Here is a 15,937-nt window from a genome sequence, read left to right as displayed (position 1 = left end):
TAACTGTGGTCACTCATTTAGGCGCATTGCTGCCATCCGCCAAGCGCCCGCGGCTTGTGAGCCGGCTCAAGGAGGGTTAAGAGGCGGTTAACAGCAATTGCCAAGTGGAAAACTGATGCGGCCTTCCGGACGTCAACCCAACCAGCTGCGCGCCGTCGTGATCGAACGCAACGTCGCCATGAAGGCGGAGGGCTCCTGCCTCGTCTCGTTCGGCAATACCAAGGTACTGGTCACCGCTTCGGTGGAAACCAGCCTGCCAGGCTGGCTGCGCGGCAAGGGCCAGGGCTGGGTCACCGCCGAATATGGCATGCTGCCCCGCGCCACCGGCAGTCGCAACCGCCGCGAGGCCACCGCCGGCAAGCAGACCGGCCGCACCCAGGAAATCCAGCGCCTGATCGGCCGCAGCCTCCGTGCCGTGGTCGACATGCAGGCTTTGGGCGAAGCCCAGATCACGCTCGACTGCGACGTGCTCGAGGCCGATGGCGGCACCCGCACCGCCGCCATTACCGGCGCCTATGTGGCGCTGGTCGACGCCATCAAGTGGATGGAGGAGCGCAAGCTCACCCGCTCCAACCCGCTGCGTGATTCGGTCGCCGCCGTCTCCTGCGGCATCTATCGCGGCGCCCCGGTGCTCGACCTCGACTATCTCGAGGATGTCGAGGCCCATACCGACGCCAATTTCGTCATGACCGGCAGCGGCAAGTTCGTCGAGATCCAGGGCACGGCCGAACAGGCCCCCTTCAGCCGCGACGAACTCAATTCTCTGATGACCCTGGCCGAACAGGGCATTGCCGACCTTACCCTTCTCCAGCAGGCAGCCCTGGCAGCATGATCACCTGGTTCAAAAAACTCGTCGCCGGCAAAACCGCCCCCCACCAGGCCAGCGCCTCGCGCCAGGCCTCGCCGGAAAACTGCGCCCTCTGGCGCGACGTAGCCCGCGCGCTCGATGCCAAGCCCAAGAATGCCGGCATGGGCACTTCCAAGATGGGCAGCGGCAAATGAGCCTGCCGCGCCTGCGTTCGGGCGATCGGCTGGTGCTGGCCACCCACAATGCGGGCAAGCTCACCGAATTCCGCGAGCTGTTTGAGCCCTTTGGTCTCGACATCGTTTCGGCCGGCGAACTCGGCCTGCCCGAGCCGGAAGAGACCGGCACGACCTTTGCAGAAAATGCCCGGCTCAAAGCCCATGCTGCCGCCCAGGCCACCGGCCTCTTGGCGCTCAGCGATGATTCGGGGCTCTGCGTCGATGCGCTCAATGGCGATCCGGGCGTCTATACCGCCGACTGGGCCGGCGTGCCGCGCGATTTCAACCACGCCATGAAGCGGGTCGAAGATGCGCTGCAGGCCGCCAATGCCACCTCGCCGGGCCTGCGCAGCGCCTCGTTCAATGCCACCATGTGCCTGGCCCATCCCGATGGCCGCGACGTGCTCTATGTCGGCAAAATCGAGGGCACCCTGGTCTGGCCGCCCCGTGGCACGGTCGGCCATGGCTATGACCCGGTCTTCATGCCCAAGGGTTTTGACATCACCTTTGGCCAGATGCCGGCGGAGATGAAGCATTCCTGGGCCCCCGGCCAGTCCGGCCTCAGCCACCGCGCCCGCGCCTTTGCGCAGTTCTACGAGGCCCAGATTGAAAAATAACCCCAACGATCTGTTCGGGGTCTATGTGCACTGGCCCTTCTGCGCGGCCAAATGCCCCTATTGCGACTTCAATAGCCACGTCCATCGCGGCGCCTTCGACGAGGAAGGCTATGTCGCCGCCTATGAGCGCGAAATTGCCTATGCCGCCCAGCTGGCACCCGGCCGCGTCGTGCAGTCGATCTTTTTCGGCGGTGGCACGCCCTCGCTGATGTCGCCGTCGAGCACGGCCCGCATCATCGACGCCATTGCCAAGCACTGGACCGTCGAGCCGCAGGCCGAGATCACCCTTGAGGCCAATCCGACCAGCGTCGAGGTCGACCGCTTCCGCGGTTTCCGCGCCGCCGGCGTCAACCGCGTGTCCCTTGGCGTACAGTCGCTGCGCCCGGGCCCCCTGGCCGAACTGGGCCGGCGCCATTCCGTCGAGGAGGCCGTGGCTGCCGTGCGCGTCGCCCAGTCCGTCTTCGAGCGCTCCAGCTTTGACCTGATCTATGCAAGGCCGCGCCAGACGCTGGAAGATTGGGAAGACGAGCTCAAGGAAGCGCTGTGGATGGCGCAGGGCCATATCAGCCTCTACCAGCTCACCATCGAGCAGGGCACGCGCTATTTTGACCTGCAGACCGCCGGCAAGCTCACCATCCCCGGCGAGGACCTGGCCGCCGATTTCTATGAAATGACGCAGGAATTGACCGCGGCAGCGGGCCTACCGGCCTATGAGATTTCCAACCACGCCCGCCCCGGCCAGGAGAGCGAGCACAACATGCTCTACTGGCGCTACGGCGAATATGCCGGCATCGGCCCGGGCGCCCATGGCCGGCTGATGATCAACAATCAGCGCCACGCCACCGCCGATGAGAAGCTGCCCTTCGAGTGGCAGAAGCATGTGCTTGCCAAGGGCCATGGCATGGTGGTCGACGACGTGCTGACCTGGGAGGAGCAGGGCGACGAATTCCTCGTCATGGGCCTGCGCCTCAAGGAGGGCATTTCCCCGGCCCGCTTTACCGCGCTGTCGGGCCGCCAGATCAACCCGGCCCAGATCGCCGCGCTCAAGGGCTATGGCTTTGTCGAAACCCTGCCCAATGGCAATCTGCGCGTCACCGACCGCGGCTGGCCGGTGCTGGATGCCGTGGTGGCCGATCTGGCCGCCTAATCCAGCGCCCTGATATAGCGCGCCGCCGAGCGGGCCACCGCGGCCTTGGCATCACTGGCAATGACCTTGTCCCACCAGCCGCCATAGATCCGGTCAAAGGTGAGGCCGGCGACGCGACCGGCGATTCGTCCGACCTCGTGGGCCGGCAGCGGGATCAGGTTGGGATAGGAGCGCATGAAGCTCACCCAGCCTGCGGCCGGGACGACCTGAATGGTGTCGCCGACCAGTAGCGCCCCCTTGCCCTCGGCGCCCGCCGCCCATTCGAGCACGCTGCTGCCCGCAAAATGCCCGCCCAGCCGATGCACGGTGACGCCGGGCAGGATGTCCAGCCGGTCGCCGCTCCAGGGCTCGATCAGCGGGCTGGGCCGCATCACATGGGCCAGGTCCGCCTCGGGCAGCCGGATCGGCACGCCGCCCAGCGCCTCGCTCCATTCCACCATGCCGGTATAAAAATGCGGGTGCGAAAAGCACATCGCCTTGACCCCGCCCAGCGCCAGCAGGCGCGCCGCGGTGGTGTCGTCCAGCATCGGCACGCAGTCCCACAGCACATTGCCAGCCGGCGTCTGCACGAGCAGCGCCCGCTGGCCAATGGCGATTGTCGGTACCAGGCCGATGCCGCTCAGTCCCGGTTCGATCTCGCGCCAGTCATTGGCATGGCTGGTACGGAGGCTGTCGCGATCAAGCCATTCCTGCCCGTTCGCACCGACATATTGCCGCTCGTCCAGGCAGATGGCGCAGCCAAGCGGAGGCGCATCGCCAGGGGGATGGTGGGCACCACAGGTCTTGCAGATCCATACTGTCATCGGACATCTCCGGTTCGGGACCAGATTACACGACGACGGACACGGGAAAATACCCTGCTAGAGTTTTGCGCCCTCGACCTGGACCGCCCCGCCCGGCGCCACGCGCATGATGGCCAGCGCATAATCGCTGCGTCCGTCGGCGCGGAAGCGGAACACACCGTCGCGGCCATTAAAGCCGGTGGGGCTGGTTAGCAGCGCCGCGCCATAGGGCGGATTGGCCAGCGACAGCGTATTCACATTGGCCAGGATCGTGGCGGTATAGGCCAGGGTCGCCAAAGCATGCGGCGCGGCGCCGAAGCGCGCCTGGTAATCGGCCCGGATCGCAGTCAGGCCGGCCGGGTCGACCGCCGGATAGATTGCCCCCGCCAGGCCTGGGGTCGCTAGAATCGTGGTATCGCCCTGCCAGTCGGCCGAGCCGACGATCTGCACGTCCGTCGGACTCACCCCCGCCTGGGTCAGGGCGGCGGCAAAGCCAGGGGCGCTCGCCCGGTCGGGCAGGAACAGCGTATCGATCATCCCCTTGTCGATCAGCGGCTTGGCCTGGGCCACGATCTGGGCCGCCTCGGCGGGGCTGCTGAAAGTATAAACCGCACTCGGCGCGAAGCCGGCCAGCATGGCCTGCTGCCGGAAGGCGGCCTGCTGCGCTTGGCCGAAGGCCGAGCCCGGAAAGGCCCCGGCGACGCCGCGCCGGCCGCCAGCCTTGACCGCGTCGAGGGCCCGCTTCATTTCCATGTCCGGCAGGACGCTGAGCAGGTAGACGCCGGGCACGGCCGCCGCCGGATTGTTGGAAAAGCCGATCAGCGGCACCCCGGCCGAGCGGGCTACGGCCCCGGCGGCCATCACCGCATCGCCCTGCAGCGGCCCCAGGATGAGCTTGGCGCCAGCCGCGATGGCGGCGCTGGTGGCGGCTGTCGCGCCGGCGACCGAGCCGCCGGTATCGCGCAGCGTGATGGTGGTATTTTCCGCAATGTTCGGATTGGCCTCGATGAAGGCCATGGCCAGCTGGCTGGCATTGGCCATCGATTGCCCGACGGCGGCAAGGCCTGGATCCCCGCTCAGCGGTAGCAAGAGGCTCACCTGTACCGGGCCGCGGCCGAATTGCTGGCTGGGGCCGGTCGGTGTCAGCGGCGTCAGGGCGGGATTGGCCGCGGCCTGCTGCTGGCTCGGGCCCAAGCCGAAATCGATGGTGCGCGAGGCAATATGGATCGGCGAACAGCCCGCCAGCACCAAGAGGCCGACGGCGCCCAGTACCCGTGCTATGCCATCACCTGCCATTCGATCTAACGTCGCCCTTGGCCGTAAATTGCGAACAGTATGTTAACATTCTGGTCGCAATTGCTTAACCAAGTCTCAATGCCCTCTAGTTGCCAGGAAACCGTCGCGCATGGCTGATCCCACCCCCGGCTATTTCATCGCCGGTACCACCTTTGTCGCGCCCCCGCTCGCTCCCGGCCTCTATGTCGTGGCGACCCCGATCGGCAATCTGCGCGACATCACCATAAGGGCGCTGGAAACCCTGGCCGCCGTCGACGCCGTGCTCTGCGAGGACACCCGCATGTCCGCCCGCCTGCTCGATCACTATGGCATCCGCACCCGCCGCATCGCGATGCACGAGCACAATGAGCGCGCCAAGGCCGACGACATCGTCGCCCGCATCGCCGCCGGCGGCTGTTTCGCGCTGATCTCCGATGCCGGCACGCCGCTGCTCTCTGATCCCGGCTTCCCGCTGATCCGCGCCATGGCCGAGGCCGCCCTGCCCGTCTTTGCCATTCCCGGCGCCTCCGCTCTGCTCTCGGCTTTGGTCGTGGCCGGCCTGCCCACCGACGCCTTTGCCTTTCACGGCTTCCTGCCGCCCAAGGCCGGCGCCCGCCTCAATGCGCTCAAAGCGCTCAGCGATTCACGTGAAACCATGGTGTTCTACGAAAGCCCGCGCCGGCTCGACGATAGCCTGGCCGCCATGGCCGAGGTCTTTGGTGATCGTCAGGCGGCGGTGGCTTTGGAACTGACCAAGCGCTTTGAACGCGTCCATCGCGGCACGCTAGCAGCGCTCGCCGCCGAGTTTGCCGGCACCGAAACCAAGGGCGAGGCAGTAGTTGTGGTGGCCGGTGCCGCCGCGCCTGCTGCCCCCGAGGCGGCCGACTGGCAGGCGGCGCTATTGGCCGCTATGGCTGACCAGCCGCTGCGCGCCGCCGTTGACGTTATCGCCGCCCAGTACAAGCTCAAGCGCAAGGATGTCTATGATGCCGCGCTCGCCCTTAAAGCCCGGCAGTAAGGCGCGCATCGCTGCCTATCGCGGTGGCCATCGCGGCGAGGCTTTGGCCGCCTGGTATCTGCGGCTCAAATTCTACCGCATCCTGGCCCGGCGCTACAGGACGCCCCTGGGCGAAATCGATCTGATCGCCGAGCGCTGGGGCACGATCGTCTTTGTCGAGGTCAAGGCGCGCGCCCGGGCGGAGAGCCTGCTGGCAACCTTTGAATCTATCAACCGGGGCCGCATCGTCCGGGCGGCGGATTACTGGCTATCCCGAAACCCCCGTCTGGCCGGCCGGGACCGGCGCTTCGACGTCATCTTCCTGGCGCGCTGGCGCTGGCCCTATCACCTGGCCAACGCCTTTGGCGGCTGAGCGCCACCGCCGCAACGGCCCTCCAGCGGCCGCAGCAATCGACAGCGCCGCCCCGCCGTGCCATCAACGCGCAGCGCGTTTCGCCCGACCAGGGCCTTCGCGCGCCATGCCAGTGCAGATGAGGCCAGAATGAAACTCAACGTCGCGGTCCAGATGGACCATGTCGCCACCATCAACCCCAATGGCGATTCCACCTTCGCCCTGATGCTCGAGGCGCAGGCGCGCGGCCACAAGCTGCTGCACTACACCCCCGACACCCTGGCGCTACGCGACAATGTGGTGACGGCGCTGGCGGCCCCGATCGAGGTCTTCGACAAGCCCCGGGGCGAGCACTTCACGCTGGGCGAGGCCAGCCGTGTGGATCTCTCGACCCAGGACGTGATCCATATGCGCCAGGATCCGCCCTTTGACATGAACTATATCACGCTCACCCACATGCTCGAGCGGCTGCACCCCAAGACGCTGGTGGTCAATCCGCCCGCCGCCGTGCGCAATGCGCCCGAAAAAATCCTCGTCACCGAATTCCCCGAGCTGATGCCGCCAACTTTGGTGACGCGCGACCGTGCCATGATCCACGCCTTCCGCCGCGAACATGGCAATATCATCGTCAAGCCGCTCTACGGCAATGGCGGCGCCGGCGTGTTCTTCATCCAGGAGGGTGACCATAACCTCGCCAGTCTTTTGGAACTGTTCGAGGCCAATTACCGCGAACCCTTCATGATCCAGAAATATCTCCCCGACGTGCGCAAGGGCGACAAGCGCATCATCATCGTCGATGGCGAGCCGGTGGCCGGGCTCAACCGCATCCCCGCCGATGGCGAGGCGCGCTCCAACATGCATGTCGGCGGCCGGCCGGAACTGAGCGAACTCACGGCCCGCGAGCGGGAAATCTGCGCGACGATCGCCCCGGCGCTGAAGGCGCGAGACATGATCTTTGTCGGCATCGACGTCATCGGTGACTATCTCACCGAGATCAACGTCACCTCCCCCACCGGCATCCGCGAGATCAAGCGCTTCGGTGGCCCCGACATCGCCGTGCTGATCTGGGACGCCATCGAAAAGCGCCGCGCCTGATGGCGCTGCTGGTCGGGCTGGTCCTGGCGGCGCTGTCCTGGTTCCTGTTCCGCCGCTGGCGTCGCAACCAGCAGGCTAGCCAGACCCTGACCCTGCCCTATTGGCGCAACTCCGCCGCCATGACCGGCGCCTATCTGCTGTTCATCCTGCTCGGCGCCGGCATTACCCGCATCATGGTCGGCTTCAACCGATCTGGCTGGGCCGATCTGGTTATGGTGGCCTTCTTTGGCGTCTGGGTGCTCTTTGGCGCGCTCTGGCTGGTCAGGTTTTTGCCAAGCACCCGACCAAAGCCGGCCTGGCTCGGCCGCTCGCGCGGCTGGCTCGATGCCCTGGCCCTGCTCGCTTTGGCCGGTCTGGCGACGCTGGCGCGGCTGCTCTAGCGCCCCGCAAACAGCGCTGGCAGGTCGGCAATGCTATCGACGATGATATCGGCCAGGCCCGCCAGTTCGGCGCGGCTGCTATTGCCCGACAGCACGCCGATGGCCAGGCCGGCCCCGGCGGCATGGGCCATGTCGAGGTCATGGCTGTTGTCGCCCACCATGGCGATGGCGCTGGGCACTAGGCCCGTGCGGGCGGCAAACAGCGCCAGCTGGTCCGGCCAGGGCTTGGGCCGGGCAACACAATCATAGCCGATAATGGTGGCAAAGTGATCAGTCACTCCCAGCGCCGCGGCGGTGGCCCGGGCGCCGGCGACCGAATCATTGGTGGCGATGCCCAGCAGCAGGCCGCGTTCCCCCAGCGCTGTCAGCGTCTGCTGCAAGGGACCAATGCCCACGGCCCGGCGGCTGCCTTCGGCGACGGCCACGGCGTCATAGGCGGCAATGCGAGCCAGGCGTTCCGACTCGGGCAAGCTCGGGTGCCAGAGATCGACGAGATCCTCGATCGTGCCGGCCGCCACCACCGAACCGCCGACGAATTTCTGCTGGCTCCAGTCATAGCCGCCCTGCCCGATCAGCGTGCGTGCGGCGCTTTCATCCCCGCCGCTGGCCTGACGGGCCAGAGCGGTGATGATGCCGAACCAGGTCTGGTTGAAATCGATCAGCGTCCCGTCCTTGTCGAACAGGATGCCGCGAATTTCGCCTGTGTCGCGCATCATGGGGCTCCGGCTGACCAGGCGCGACCCTAGGAGGGCCGGCCGGCACTGGCAAGGTTGGCCGCGTGTCGCAAATGCCGTAGAAGGAAGAAAACTGGAGCAGCGTCATGCCCACCACGACCTTCCTGGCCGCCTTTGCCACCCTGTTTGCCACCGTGGGCGTGGCCGATATCGCCTTCATCTTTGCCGCGTTGACCAAGCGCAATACCGCCAAGCAGCGCTTTGCCTTTGCCACCCGCGGCGTCATCATTGCCGGCGTCATCCTGCTGCTGTTCGCTGTGCTGGGAAACGCCATTCTGGGTGTCTTCGGCATCACCATTCCGGCTTTGCGCACCGCCGGCGGCCTGCTGCTGTTCCTGATCGCCATCGACATGGTCTTTGCCCGCCATTCCGGTGGCACCGATATAACCGACGAAGAAGAGGTAGAGGCGCGCTCGCGCGACGACATCGCCGTCTTTCCGCTGGCCATGCCGCTGCTGGCCGGACCAGGCGCCATCAGCGCGGTGATTCTGCTGAGCACGGGCACGCGGTCCCCTGCCGAATACTGGGCCGTGCTGGCCGCGGTGGTGGTGATTTTGTTCCTGGCCTGGCTGACGCTGCTGCTGGCCATTCCCATCCAGCGCCTGCTCGGGGTCACCGGCCTGGCCGTGGTGTCCCGCGTCGTCGGTATCCTGCTGGCGGCCCTGGCCGTGCAGTTCGTTTTTGACGGTATCCGCTCCAGCGCCCTGTTTGGCGCCTGAACCGTCCCGGGTGCAACCGGCAGCGGGGTCTGCAGCGTTAATCAACTCTTAAGGCCGGCGTTGACCGGCCGGGTCGATCGGTTCACATCAAGGGACCTGCCGCAACGCAAGGTGCCATCATGCGGATTGCCGTCGTCCTGACCCTGTTGATTCTGGCGCTCTGCGCTGCCAATGCCGGCTCGGTGGCGGCGCCCCGCTCGGAAATCCTGCTGCCGCTATCGACCGGCGCGGCCTGAGCGCGGCGGCTCTGCCTGGCGCCAGTCGGCAAAAAGGGCGATCGACCCTGTCGACCGCCCCCACATCATCCACGATCCTACTTTTTGGCCGAATTGCCGGCGCTGCCTGAACCCAGACCCGTGACCTGCTTGACGGCAGCCACCTTGTCCTTTTTCGGCTTCTTGGCTTCCTTGTTGCTCTTCATCTGACCCTTGGCCATCATCGATCTCCTCAGTGCGGGCCACAGGACCCGCATCAATACCGTTTGACGCTAGCCCCGCCCCCCAGCGCTGGCAAGGCCTGCCTTGCCCGCTGGCTCGCGTGTCGGCCTACTTGGACGGCAGGCAACGCCCGGTTGGCGCCAGGGTGGCAATGGCGCGCGGATCGCAGCCGGTCATCAGGAAGGTCAGCCAGTCATTCTGGTTGCCGTAGAACGCGTTGCGGTCGACCTCGCCACGCACGCCGCGCACCACCCCGGTCTGCGTCCACTGCCAGAAGGTCCAGGTGCGGTTGCTATAGCGCTCATGCGGCTCGGCCGCGGTCGAGCGCAGCCAGAACGCATTGGGGAAATACTCGTTTTCCAGCACCTCGCGGTGGAAGGTCATGTCGGTGTAGATGATCGGCAGCTTGCCGGTATGCCGCTCCATGGCGTCCAGCATCACCCGGATCTTCTCCAGCGCATCGGCGCGGCTCGGCTTGTTCTTGCAGCTCGAGAGGTGATTCCACTCGAGGTCCAGCACGGGCGGCAGGGCATCGGGATCATTGGGCACATTGGCCACGAACCAGGCAGCCTGCTCGGAGGCCAGCGAACACCAGGCCATGAAGTGATAGGCGCCGCGCGGCATGCCGGCCTCGCGCGCCCGCGCCCAGTTGGTGCGGAAATTGGGGTCCAGGTAATCCTTGCCCTCGGTCGCCTTCATGAAGACGAAATGCGTGCCGGCCTGGAAGGCGGCGCGAAAATCGATGTTCTCCTGATAGCGGGCCACGTCGATCCCCTGCACCGGCATGGCGCGGGCGCGATCGACCCCGGCATGTGGGCGGTTATCGCCCTGGATCGGGCCATAGAGGCCGCCGCCCGAGGAACAGGCCACCAGAATGCCGGCCAGCAGCGCCCCCAGCACACCCTTTGCGATCGTGACGGACGAGGGAAAAGGTCGGCGGAACTTCATGAGGGCAGCACTCTACGCGGAACAAAAACCTGCCTTTCAATCAACATGTCGCGGTTAATCAAAGCTTAGATTAACCATTGTGGCGCATGCCGTAGTTAACAGGCCATTTTTCGTTCGCTCTACGTTCTTGTTTGGCGCCACCGGCTTTGCTAGATTTGTCAGTGGGGTCAGAGGGAACAGGCATGGGCACCCGTGTCGCCACCGTCGCGTTTGAGGGTATCGAGGCCGTGCCGGTCGACGTCCAGGTGCAGATTGCGCCGGGCAACCCCAACTTCATCCTGGTCGGCCTGCCCGACAAGGCGGTCAAGGAATCGGGCGAACGGGTGCGCGCCGCGCTGTTCGCCTCGGGCATCGGCCTGCCGCCCAAGCGCATTACCGTCAATCTGGCACCTGCCGACCTGCCCAAGGAGGGCAGCCATTATGACCTGCCGATTGCCCTGGGCGTCATGGCGGCCATCGGCGCCATCCCCCAGGATGCGCTCGATGGCTATCTGGCGCTGGGCGAACTGGGGCTGGACGGGCGGCTGGCCCATGTCGGGGGCGTGCTGCCGGCCGCCATCGCCGCCCAGAGCCGCGATCTGGGGTTGATCTGCGCCGCCCCCTCCGGTCCGGAGGCGGCCTGGGCCGGCGAGGGCCTCGACATCGTCGCCGCCGAGAGCCTGCTGGCGCTGGCCAATCACCTGACCGGCCACCAGCGCGCGCCCCGCCCGCTGCCGGCTCGGCACGTGCCCGGCGCCGCCCTGCCCGACCTCAGCGAGGTCCGCGGCCAGCAGGTGGCGCGGCGGGCCCTCGAAGTCGCCGCCGCCGGCGGCCATAACCTGCTGATGATCGGCCCGCCCGGCGCCGGCAAGTCCATGCTGGCGGCACGGCTGCCCTCCATCCTGCCGCCGCTCAACCCGCGCGAACTGCTCGATGTCTCGATGATCCAGTCGATTGCCGGCGAACTGGTCGGCGGGGCGATTTCCGACCGCCGGCCGTTCCGCGCGCCGCATCACTCCGCCTCCATGGCGGCCCTGGTGGGCGGCGGCCTCAGGGTCCGCCCCGGTGAAGTCAGCCTGGCCCATAATGGCGTGCTGTTCCTCGACGAACTGCCCGAATTCGCGCCCGGCGTGCTCGACAGCCTGCGCCAGCCACTTGAATCGGGCGAGACCGTCATTGCCCGCGCCAATGCCCGCATTTCCTATCCCAGCCGGGTGCAGCTGATTGCCGCCATGAACCCCTGCAAATGCGGTCTGGCCGGCACGCCCGGCCATACCTGCCGCCGCGGCGCCGCCTGCGCCGACGATTATCAGGCCCGTGTCTCCGGCCCTTTCCTTGATCGCATCGATATCCGTATCGATGTGCCCGCCGTGACCGCCGCCGACATGATCGCGCCCGCCACCGCCAGCGAAAGCTCTGCTGCCGTGGCCGCCCGGGTCGCCGCGGCGCGCGACCGCCAGCGCCAGCGCTTCCTCGAACACGGCGCCACAGGGCTGCATACCAATGCCGCCGCCGGCCCCAGCCTGATCGAGGCCATGGTCAATCCGGACCGGGAGAGCCAGGCGCTGCTGCTGCAGGCCGCCGAGCGCTTCAACCTCTCCGCCCGCGCCTATCACCGCGTGCTCAAGGTCGCGCGCACCCTGGCCGACCTGGCCGGGAGCGACCGCGTCACCCGCCCCCATATCGCCGAAGCGCTGAGCTATCGGCTCAATCTGGGCAAGGCGTGAACCGGCCGGCGCCCGGTGAGGCGACAGCCTGTGCACAAACTGTGCATAAGTGTTTCACGTGAATCCGCCTCAGCGCCGGCTGGTATAGCCGCCCAGCACGCCGCGGGGCGAGAGCACCACCTGCCAGAGGCTGATCTGCCGCGCCCGGAAGGAGGCGGCAAAGACGTTGAGATAATAGCGCCACATCCGGTAGAAGCGCTGGTCATAGCGACTTGCCAATTGCGGCCAGGCGGCCTCGAAACGCGCCAGCCAGGCCATCAGCGTGGTGTCGTAATCGGCGCCGAAATTGTGCCAGTCTTCCATCACGAACAGCCCCTCGATGGCCCGGCCGACCTGGCTCACCGACGGCAGCATGCCATTGGGGAAGATGTGCTTTTCGCTCCAGGGGTCGCCATGGGTGGTGCTGGTATTGCCGCCGATGGTATGCAGCAGCATCAGCCCGTCCGGTACCAGCAGCCTCGCCGCCTTCTCGAAATAGGCCCGGTAATTCTTGTAGCCGACATGCTCGAACATGCCGATCGAGATGATCCGGTCAAAGCTGCCATCGAGCGCCTGGTAGTCGAGCAGCCTTGTTTCCACCGGCAGATGTGCCGTCCGCGCATTGGCCAGCGCCGCCTGTTCCTTGCTGACGGTGACGCCGACGCCGGAGACGCCATAGCGCTCGGCGGCGAACTGCAGAAAGCCACCCCAGCCCGAACCGATATCGAGAATGCGCATGCCCGGCGCCAGCCCGATCTTGCGGCAGATCAGGTCGAGCTTGGCCTCCTGCGCCGCGTCCAGATCGCTGGCGTCCTTCCAGTAGCCGCACGAATAGATCATGCGCCTGTCCAGCATGGCGGCGTAAAGGTCATTGCCGATGTCATAGTGCTTCTCGGCCACCTCGGTGACGCGCAGCCGCTGCAGGTTGAGCAGCTTGCCCCGCGCCAGGCTCCACATCACTGCCAGGTCCCTGGGAAAAGCCTTCTGCACATCGGCCCTGATCAGCCGGAACAGAAACTGGTCGAGCGCTTCGGCATCCCACCAGCCATCCATATAGGCCTCGCCCAGCCCCAGCGTGCCGTCGCGCAACACCCGGCCCCAGAGGGCATCATTGTGGATCCGCGGATCGGCAGGATCGGGTCCGTTGGGGACAAGGCCGGTCCGCTCGAGCTGGCTGATGACAAACCGTTTGGCTGATTCTGACATGGCAATGACAAGAATTGGTTGAATGGCTCGGCAATTCGACGCAATGACTGGTGGCCCGCAATGGGCAAAGCCTAACGCCGGACAACAAGCGCAATCAAGCCCCCCGTGCGGACCTCGATGCAGGCCCGTCGCCTGGCTTGCCGGCTGCGATGCGAAGGATGCTATGCCAAGATCTGGCGAACTGGTGCAGTGGAACAACAAGGGTGGCTTCGGCTTCGTGCGTGACGCCGCCGGCAACGACTTTTATGTCCATATTTCCAAGCTGGCCGAGGGCCAGACGCGTCCGCGCATCGGCGATCGACTGTCCTATGACGTTGCCAGTGGTCGCAATGGCCGTCCGGCGGCAATCAATGTCGCGGTGGCCGTTGCCGCGCCGCTGCCCGAGCGCAGCATGGCCGACATCAAGCGGCCATCCGGCGCGGTCTCGCGCTACAAGGTCGGGCTGCGGACGGCCGCCGCTACCATGATGACCCTGCTGATCCTGCTGGCCATCGGCACCGATCGGGCGCCGGTCTGGCTGGGCGGCACCTATGCCCTGATGGGCGCCGCCTCGGCCCTGCTCTATCGCTTCGACAAGCTTTACGCGCTCAGCGGTCGCTGGCGCGTCAGCGAACTCAACCTGCATGTCGTTGACTTCTGCTTCGGCATTATCGGCGGCCTGGCGGCCCAGGAAGTCTATCGCCACAAGACGGTCAAGCCGCGCTTTGTCGCCACCACCTGGGCCATTGCCCTGCTTCATGTCATCGGCCTGGCGGCGCTGGCCATGGGTTGGGTCAGCGTCGCCCTGCCCTAGGGGCCTAGTGGAACTGCGCCGTTTCGGTGCTTTCGCTCATGGCGGTCGTCGCACTCTTGCCTTCGCTCACCGCCATCGAGACGGCGTCGAAATAGCTGGTGCCCACCTCGCGCTGGTGCCGCACCGCGGAAAAACCATGCTTCTCGGCGGCAAACTCGGCCTGTTGCAGCCGGCTGTAGCCAGCCATGCCCTCTTCCTTGTAGGCGCGGGCCAGCTCGAACGTGGTTAGGCTCAGATTATGGAAGCCCGCCAGCGTGATGAACTGGTATTTGTAGCCCATCGCCGCGATCTCGCGCTGGAACGAGGCCATCGCCGCCTCGTCCATATGCTTGGCCCAGTTAAAGCTCGGCGAGCAGTTATAGGCCAGCATCTGCTCGGGATGGACCTTGCGCACCGCCTCGGCGAACTTGCGCGCCTCGGCCAGGTCCGGCTTTGAGGTCTCGCACCAGATCAGGTCAGCATAGGGCGCATAGGCAATGCCCCGGGCAATGGCCGCATCGATGCCGCCCTTGAGCTTGTAAAAGCCCTCCGGCGTCCGCTCGTCGGTGACGAAGGGCGCGTCATAGGGATCGATATCGGAGGTGATCAGTCGGGCCGCCTCGGCATCGGTGCGCGCCATGATCAGCGTGGGCACGCCCATCACATCGGCGGCCAGCCGCGCCGCATTGAGCGTGCGGATGAACTGGCTGGTCGGCACCAGCACCTTGCCACCCAGATGGCCGCATTTCTTTTCGCTGGCCAGCTGGTCCTCGAAATGCACCGCCGCGGCGCCCGCCTCGATCATCGCCTTCATCAGCTCGAAGGCATTGAGCGCACCGCCGAAACCGGCCTCGGCATCGGCAATGATCGGCACGAAGAAGTCGAGATCGGTGGTGGCCACGCCCTCCGCCTGTTCCATGGTCTGGATCTGGTCGGCGCGCTGCAGCGCCTTGTTGATGCGCTTGACCACGCTGGGCACGCTGTCGACCGGATAAAGGCTCTGGTCGGGATACATATTGCCCGAGCTATTGGCATCGGCCGCCACCTGCCAGCCGCTGAGATAGATGGCCTTGAGCCCCGCCTTGACCTGCTGCACCGCCTGGTTGCCGGTAAAGGTACCCAGTGTCGGCACGAAATCCTCGCTCCTGAGCAGTTCCCAGAGCCGCTGCGCGCCGTTCTCGGCGAGCGTATGCCGGATCGGCAGCGAGCCAGCCAGCCGGGTCACATCGGCCGGACCATAGGTCCGCTCGATCAGCCGCCAGCGATCGGGCGCATAATCGGGGGTGGGAAAGGCGGCGGGCAGTCTTGGCTTGTCGAGCATGTCGGTTCTCCTCGGTTTGGACATGGCTCCGCCGGTCCGGTGGGCCGGCGGTGTTGCTGATTCACGTGGAACAAGGGGTTCGGTTCGACAGACTCACCAGGAGCGCTGTCGAAAGCTGGCTCCTAGCCGGCCACCCTGCGGCTGAAGGTGGCGGCGATCAGCCCCTCGCCGGAAAACAGCGTGCTGCTGCCTTCGGCGCCGACCAGCGAAAACTGGTGCCGGCCGATCTTGTTGGCAATGGCATAGCCCTGCGCGGCCAGGTCCCGCGCCTTGAACTGGGCCATGGCCGCACTGGCCGTGGGGGCAATGATGGTCAGATATTCCTCGCGTTCGCTGCTGGCTGGGCTCATCCTAAAGTCTCCTCACGCTGTTGCTGTAAATATTTGACAAGCGGCAGTGATATGCAAGAAATAAGCGCTACAAGCCCAGTAAAGCTGTAAATCGCCA

General features: G+C 66.0%; 19 protein-coding genes. 11 read left to right on the top strand and 8 right to left on the bottom strand.

The window, feature by feature from the left end; genetic code table 11:
* The first annotated feature begins 115 nt into the window (after positions 1-115).
* From rph to hemW, 4 genes are read left to right on the top strand one after another with little or no spacing between them, the layout of a single operon-like run.
* On the top strand, positions 116-832 hold the full coding sequence (rph, locus tag GDR53_RS08820) for a ribonuclease PH (RefSeq protein WP_193337681.1): 717 nt from the start codon (positions 116-118) through the stop codon (positions 830-832).
* On the top strand, positions 829-1,002 hold the full coding sequence (locus tag GDR53_RS08815) for a hypothetical protein (RefSeq protein ID WP_193337680.1): 174 nt from the start codon (positions 829-831) through the stop codon (positions 1,000-1,002). Before rph ends, GDR53_RS08815 begins: the two co-directional genes overlap by 4 nt.
* Positions 999-1,640 (top strand): non-canonical purine NTP pyrophosphatase, encoded by a 642-nt coding sequence (locus GDR53_RS08810; protein WP_193337679.1) that lies wholly within the window; start codon positions 999-1,001, stop codon positions 1,638-1,640. Before GDR53_RS08815 ends, GDR53_RS08810 begins: the two co-directional genes overlap by 4 nt.
* Positions 1,630-2,787 carry a radical SAM family heme chaperone HemW gene (gene hemW / locus GDR53_RS08805; protein WP_193337678.1) on the top strand — a complete coding sequence of 386 codons (1,158 nt, stop codon included), beginning with the start codon at positions 1,630-1,632 and terminating at the stop codon, positions 2,785-2,787. The genes GDR53_RS08810 and hemW overlap by 11 nt, the downstream gene beginning before the upstream one ends.
* Here hemW and GDR53_RS08800 read toward each other — a convergent pair.
* Both GDR53_RS08800 and GDR53_RS08795 read right to left on the bottom strand, forming a co-directional pair.
* Positions 2,784-3,590, bottom strand: a complete 807-nt coding sequence (locus tag GDR53_RS08800; RefSeq protein WP_193337677.1) for an MBL fold metallo-hydrolase — start codon at positions 3,588-3,590, stop codon at positions 2,784-2,786. The genes hemW and GDR53_RS08800 overlap by 4 nt on opposite strands.
* A 57-nt stretch (positions 3,591-3,647) precedes the next feature.
* On the bottom strand, positions 3,648-4,865 hold the full coding sequence (locus tag GDR53_RS08795) for a type 1 periplasmic-binding domain-containing protein (RefSeq protein ID WP_193337676.1): 1,218 nt from the start codon (positions 4,863-4,865) through the stop codon (positions 3,648-3,650).
* A 109-nt stretch (positions 4,866-4,974) separates the two neighbouring features.
* On the opposite strand from GDR53_RS08795, the gene rsmI reads away from it, so the two are divergent.
* The 4 genes from rsmI to GDR53_RS08775 all read left to right on the top strand — a co-directional run bounded on the left by rsmI (position 4,975) and on the right by GDR53_RS08775 (position 7,668).
* Positions 4,975-5,862, top strand: a complete 888-nt coding sequence (gene rsmI, locus GDR53_RS08790; RefSeq protein ID WP_193337675.1) for a 16S rRNA (cytidine(1402)-2'-O)-methyltransferase — start codon at positions 4,975-4,977, stop codon at positions 5,860-5,862.
* Positions 5,831-6,214, top strand: a complete 384-nt coding sequence (locus tag GDR53_RS08785; protein ID WP_193337674.1) for a YraN family protein — start codon at positions 5,831-5,833, stop codon at positions 6,212-6,214. Before rsmI ends, GDR53_RS08785 begins: the two co-directional genes overlap by 32 nt.
* 129 nt (positions 6,215-6,343) lie before the next feature.
* Positions 6,344-7,288: a glutathione synthase gene (gene gshB, locus GDR53_RS08780; protein WP_193337673.1), complete on the top strand. Its 945-nt coding sequence runs from the start codon at positions 6,344-6,346 to the stop codon at positions 7,286-7,288.
* A complete protein-coding gene (locus GDR53_RS08775) occupies positions 7,288-7,668 on the top strand; it encodes a hypothetical protein (RefSeq protein WP_193337672.1) in 381 nt (126 codons plus the stop codon). The genes gshB and GDR53_RS08775 overlap by 1 nt, the downstream gene beginning before the upstream one ends.
* On the opposite strand, the gene GDR53_RS08770 is transcribed toward GDR53_RS08775, so the two are convergent.
* Positions 7,665-8,381 (bottom strand): HAD family hydrolase, encoded by a 717-nt coding sequence (locus GDR53_RS08770; RefSeq protein ID WP_193338025.1) that lies wholly within the window; start codon positions 8,379-8,381, stop codon positions 7,665-7,667. The genes GDR53_RS08775 and GDR53_RS08770 overlap by 4 nt on opposite strands.
* Positions 8,382-8,488: 107 nt before the next feature.
* Here GDR53_RS08770 and GDR53_RS08765 point away from each other — a divergent pair, with 107 nt between their 5' ends.
* The gene (locus tag GDR53_RS08765; protein WP_193337671.1) at positions 8,489-9,121 is read left to right on the top strand and encodes a MarC family protein; all 633 of its coding nucleotides are present in this window, start codon (positions 8,489-8,491) and stop codon (positions 9,119-9,121) included.
* A gap of 313 nt (positions 9,122-9,434) precedes the next feature.
* Here the strand turns inward: GDR53_RS08765 and GDR53_RS19870 are convergent, their stop codons facing one another.
* Positions 9,435-9,557 (bottom strand): hypothetical protein, encoded by a 123-nt coding sequence (locus tag GDR53_RS19870; RefSeq protein ID WP_269802206.1) that lies wholly within the window; start codon positions 9,555-9,557, stop codon positions 9,435-9,437.
* Between the two features lie 109 nt (positions 9,558-9,666).
* Positions 9,667-10,506 (bottom strand): glycoside hydrolase family 25 protein, encoded by an 840-nt coding sequence (locus GDR53_RS08760; protein ID WP_193337670.1) that lies wholly within the window; start codon positions 10,504-10,506, stop codon positions 9,667-9,669.
* Between the two features lie 182 nt (positions 10,507-10,688).
* Between GDR53_RS08760 and GDR53_RS08755 the strand changes: the two genes are divergently transcribed.
* Positions 10,689-12,212 carry a YifB family Mg chelatase-like AAA ATPase gene (locus GDR53_RS08755; protein WP_193337669.1) on the top strand — a complete coding sequence of 508 codons (1,524 nt, stop codon included), beginning with the start codon at positions 10,689-10,691 and terminating at the stop codon, positions 12,210-12,212.
* A gap of 69 nt (positions 12,213-12,281) precedes the next feature.
* Here the strand turns inward: GDR53_RS08755 and cfa are convergent, their stop codons facing one another.
* On the bottom strand, positions 12,282-13,397 hold the full coding sequence (gene cfa / locus GDR53_RS08750; RefSeq protein ID WP_193337668.1) for a cyclopropane fatty acyl phospholipid synthase: 1,116 nt from the start codon (positions 13,395-13,397) through the stop codon (positions 12,282-12,284).
* Positions 13,398-13,560: 163 nt separating this feature from the next.
* Here cfa and GDR53_RS08745 point away from each other — a divergent pair, with 163 nt between their 5' ends.
* The gene (locus tag GDR53_RS08745; RefSeq protein ID WP_193337667.1) at positions 13,561-14,190 is read left to right on the top strand and encodes a DUF1294 domain-containing protein; all 630 of its coding nucleotides are present in this window, start codon (positions 13,561-13,563) and stop codon (positions 14,188-14,190) included.
* A gap of 4 nt (positions 14,191-14,194) precedes the next feature.
* On the opposite strand, the gene aceA is transcribed toward GDR53_RS08745, so the two are convergent.
* Together aceA and GDR53_RS08735 are read right to left on the bottom strand one after the other, a co-directional pair.
* Complete coding sequence (gene aceA / locus GDR53_RS08740; protein ID WP_193337666.1) at positions 14,195-15,490, bottom strand: isocitrate lyase; 1,296 nt, start codon at positions 15,488-15,490, stop codon at positions 14,195-14,197.
* A gap of 122 nt (positions 15,491-15,612) precedes the next feature.
* Complete coding sequence (locus GDR53_RS08735) at positions 15,613-15,840, bottom strand: hypothetical protein (RefSeq protein WP_193337665.1); 228 nt, start codon at positions 15,838-15,840, stop codon at positions 15,613-15,615.
* Between the last annotated feature and the right edge of the window lie 97 nt (positions 15,841-15,937).

This window comes from Devosia beringensis (assembly GCF_014926585.1).
GTDB classification, from domain to species: domain Bacteria; phylum Pseudomonadota; class Alphaproteobacteria; order Rhizobiales; family Devosiaceae; genus Devosia; species Devosia beringensis.
Note: the sequence above shows the minus strand (reverse complement) of the source record. Positions and strands in the feature narration are given on the sequence as shown.

Coding starts and splice junctions, on each gene's coding strand:
- rph (WP_193337681.1), top strand. CDS start 116: ATGCGGCCTTCCGGACGTCAACCCAACCAGCTGCGCGCCGTCGTGATC.
- GDR53_RS08810 (WP_193337679.1), top strand. CDS start 999: ATGAGCCTGCCGCGCCTGCGTTCGGGCGATCGGCTGGTGCTGGCCACC.
- GDR53_RS08785 (WP_193337674.1), top strand. CDS start 5,831: ATGCCGCGCTCGCCCTTAAAGCCCGGCAGTAAGGCGCGCATCGCTGCC.
- cfa (WP_193337668.1), bottom strand. CDS start 13,397: ATGTCAGAATCAGCCAAACGGTTTGTCATCAGCCAGCTCGAGCGGACC.
- GDR53_RS08775 (WP_193337672.1), top strand. CDS start 7,288: ATGGCGCTGCTGGTCGGGCTGGTCCTGGCGGCGCTGTCCTGGTTCCTG.
- GDR53_RS19870 (WP_269802206.1), bottom strand. CDS start 9,557: ATGGCCAAGGGTCAGATGAAGAGCAACAAGGAAGCCAAGAAGCCGAAA.
- gshB (WP_193337673.1), top strand. CDS start 6,344: ATGAAACTCAACGTCGCGGTCCAGATGGACCATGTCGCCACCATCAAC.
- rsmI (WP_193337675.1), top strand. CDS start 4,975: ATGGCTGATCCCACCCCCGGCTATTTCATCGCCGGTACCACCTTTGTC.
- aceA (WP_193337666.1), bottom strand. CDS start 15,490: ATGCTCGACAAGCCAAGACTGCCCGCCGCCTTTCCCACCCCCGATTAT.
- GDR53_RS08745 (WP_193337667.1), top strand. CDS start 13,561: ATGCCAAGATCTGGCGAACTGGTGCAGTGGAACAACAAGGGTGGCTTC.
- GDR53_RS08770 (WP_193338025.1), bottom strand. CDS start 8,381: ATGCGCGACACAGGCGAAATTCGCGGCATCCTGTTCGACAAGGACGGG.
- GDR53_RS08795 (WP_193337676.1), bottom strand. CDS start 4,865: ATGGCAGGTGATGGCATAGCACGGGTACTGGGCGCCGTCGGCCTCTTG.
- GDR53_RS08765 (WP_193337671.1), top strand. CDS start 8,489: ATGCCCACCACGACCTTCCTGGCCGCCTTTGCCACCCTGTTTGCCACC.
- GDR53_RS08735 (WP_193337665.1), bottom strand. CDS start 15,840: ATGAGCCCAGCCAGCAGCGAACGCGAGGAATATCTGACCATCATTGCC.
- GDR53_RS08815 (WP_193337680.1), top strand. CDS start 829: ATGATCACCTGGTTCAAAAAACTCGTCGCCGGCAAAACCGCCCCCCAC.
- GDR53_RS08760 (WP_193337670.1), bottom strand. CDS start 10,506: ATGAAGTTCCGCCGACCTTTTCCCTCGTCCGTCACGATCGCAAAGGGT.
- GDR53_RS08755 (WP_193337669.1), top strand. CDS start 10,689: ATGGGCACCCGTGTCGCCACCGTCGCGTTTGAGGGTATCGAGGCCGTG.
- GDR53_RS08800 (WP_193337677.1), bottom strand. CDS start 3,590: ATGACAGTATGGATCTGCAAGACCTGTGGTGCCCACCATCCCCCTGGC.